Source organism: uncultured Ilumatobacter sp. (assembly GCF_963980585.1).
In the GTDB taxonomy this organism is placed as follows: domain Bacteria; phylum Actinomycetota; class Acidimicrobiia; order Acidimicrobiales; family Ilumatobacteraceae; genus Ilumatobacter_A.
The window spans coordinates 1-2,368 of the sequence record NZ_CAXCAM010000092.1 but is presented as its reverse complement, the minus strand read 5'-3'; the positions used below and the strand labels follow the sequence as shown (position 1 = coordinate 2,368).

Here is a 2,368-nt window from a genome sequence, read left to right as displayed (position 1 = left end):
AGCATGTCGGCGCACTTGTGCTTGATGGCCTGGAACGAGCCGATCGGGCGACCGAACTGCACACGAACCTTGGCGTACTCAACAGCCATCTCGAGGACCATCTGCGCGCCACCGACCTGCTCAGCAGCAAGACTGACTGCAGCGAGGTCGAGCATGCCCTGCAGGATCTCCCAGCCGCCACCATCGGTGCCGATGAGCGTGCCCTGCACACCGTCGAATTCGAGCTTCGACTGCTTGCGGGTCTGATCCATCGTGGACAGTGCGGTCTTGGTGAGGCCTGCAGCGTTGCCGTCGACGGCGAACAGGCTGGTGCCTGCTGCGGTCTTTGCAGCGACGATGATCAGGTCAGCGGTGTTGCCGTCGAGCACGAAGCTTTTGGTGCCGGTGATTTTGCCGTCAGCGTCAGCGGTGGCTTCGATGCCAGAGTCGTCCCACTTGCCGTTCGGCTCGGTGAAGGCAACGGTGGCCTTGGTGGTGCCAGCAGCAATGCCGGGCAGGTGAGCCTGCTTGGCAGCGTCGTCGCCCGAAAGCAGCAATGCGTTCGCAGCGAGGACGACGGTCGAGAAGAACGGTGCGCACAGCAGCGAGCGACCCATCTCTTCAAGCACGATGCCGAGCTCGACGTAGCCGTAGCCCGATCCACCGAACTCTTCGGGGATGTGCAGGCCCTGGAGGCCCATCTGCTCGCCCATCTGGGCCCACACGGCGTCGTCGACACCGTTGTCGGTCTCCATCTGCTCACGCACGGCCTCTTCGGAGCTCTTGGCTTCGAGGAAGGCCCGCACGGTCTTGCGGAGCTCTTCTTGTTCTTCGGTGAAAGCAAAGTTCATGGGTGAGATCATGGTCCGTTTGCATGACGTTGCCAAATCTGATTGTGTACACCTGTGGACACATCATCAATGACTCCTGAGCCGGGGGCACCAGCGGTCGGCATTCGCGAGCTGCGCGCCGGGCTCACTGACGCGATTCGCCGAGCGTCGGCCGGCCAACGCACCGTGATCACGACGAGTGGACGCCCGACGGCTCAACTCGGTCCACTCGATGCCGACGCACCCGACCTCGACCGACTGATCGGTGCCGGCGCCGTCATCCCACCCCGCCGCGCCACGGAGTTTCGAGCACCGGCACCGGTCCCGGTTTGGGCCGGCTCACGCATCGACCAGGTCCTCCGAGAGCTCCGCGGGTGACCCTCTTTCTTGACACCAGCGCGCTGCTCGCTCTCACCATTGACGGCCCACAACGCCAAGTGGTCCTCGACGTCCTCAGCGAAGAAGACATCTGGGCAGCGTCGGCAATGGCTCTCACCGAGGCACTGCCAGCTATCGACCGACTCAACGATCAGCCCATCATCCGTCTCGATCTCGAAGACGCCGTCCGCCTCGCGTGGGACCATCTTCACGTCGTCCCAGTCGACCAGCGCTGCCTCGATCGAGCCGCAGCGTTGGCCCGCAGCCAACCCGTCCGACTGACCGATGCGATTCACTTCGCGGCGGCCGAACGCCTCCCGAAGCCACTTCGATTCGTCACCTTCGACCCACCCCAGCTCGGCGTCGCGCTCGGCCTCGGCTTCGACGTGATGAGTACCTGATGTGCTTCGATGTCTCACATCTTTTCGAGCACACCGCCGCTGGTAGCGTGACGAAGATGTTCGTGTACCGACGAAGCAACACAGCTGTCGCGCCTCGGTGAGCAGATTCGCCTCCATCCCCAGCTCACTGCGCCGATCGGCCATCGCGCAACGAATCAAGTCCGGTGCACTCGAGAGTTGGCGAGCCAACGTGATCGCGACGTCTCGTTACTTCGACTCGGCGTGGTATCTGCAGGCAAACGACGACGTGCGACGAACTGGCGTGGACCCCCTCGTCCACTTTCTCCTGCACGGCGAGGAGGAAGGGCGTGACCCGGGTCCCGACTTCGATACCGCCGCGTACGTGCTACTGAATCCAGACGCGCAAGGCGCTGCCCTGACACACTTTCATCGAATCGTGGCAGCCGCGGATTCCCCCGCGCCCGACATCACGGTCCACACCATCGTCGCCCGAGACCTCCGCGCGATCAAGACCCAGTGGTTCGACGAGTCGTGGTACCGGGCGACTCACGACACCAGCGCCACCTTCGCCTGCGTCCATCCCCTCGTCCACTATTACCGCATTGGGCTCGACCCCAGCCCTGTCTTCGACAACACCGACTACCAGTCGCAGCTCAGCGAGGCTGGCATCAACGCGAATCCGCTCGACCACTGGTTGGACGTCGTTCCGGAGCACGATCCCCCCATTCGTCCACGAGTCGTGAGCCATGCACCCGGCGACCACCCGCTGGACCGCCCTCTCATCCAACACCGGGTCAGGGCTCGGTCGGAATTTGCCGA

3 protein-coding genes and 1 pseudogene are annotated in these 2,368 nt (G+C 63.7%); 3 read left to right on the top strand and 1 reads right to left on the bottom strand.

All coding sequences use genetic code 11. From position 1 onward, the window contains the following. The coding region (locus tag ACH2DW_RS15275; protein ID WP_394930602.1) for an acyl-CoA dehydrogenase family protein at positions 1-830 on the bottom strand (830 nt) is incomplete at its 3' end. Positions 831-899: 69 nt separating this feature from the next. Between ACH2DW_RS15275 and ACH2DW_RS15270 the strand changes: the two genes are divergently transcribed. From ACH2DW_RS15270 to ACH2DW_RS15260, 3 genes and pseudogenes are all read left to right on the top strand, one after another. Beyond that, positions 900-1,187 (top strand): type II toxin-antitoxin system Phd/YefM family antitoxin, encoded by a 288-nt coding sequence (locus ACH2DW_RS15270; protein ID WP_394930601.1) that lies wholly within the window; start codon positions 900-902, stop codon positions 1,185-1,187. Beyond that, complete coding sequence (locus tag ACH2DW_RS15265) at positions 1,184-1,588, top strand: type II toxin-antitoxin system VapC family toxin (RefSeq protein ID WP_394930600.1); 405 nt, start codon at positions 1,184-1,186, stop codon at positions 1,586-1,588. Before ACH2DW_RS15270 ends, ACH2DW_RS15265 begins: the two co-directional genes overlap by 4 nt. A 190-nt stretch (positions 1,589-1,778) precedes the next feature. Further along, a pseudogene (locus tag ACH2DW_RS15260) lies at positions 1,779-2,368 on the top strand (hypothetical protein); the annotation flags it as partial.

Bases quoted from the DNA above. Each gene is read 5' to 3' on its own strand.
- ACH2DW_RS15270 (WP_394930601.1), top strand. From the start codon at position 900: ATGACTCCTGAGCCGGGGGCACCAGCGGTCGGCATTCGCGAGCTGCGC.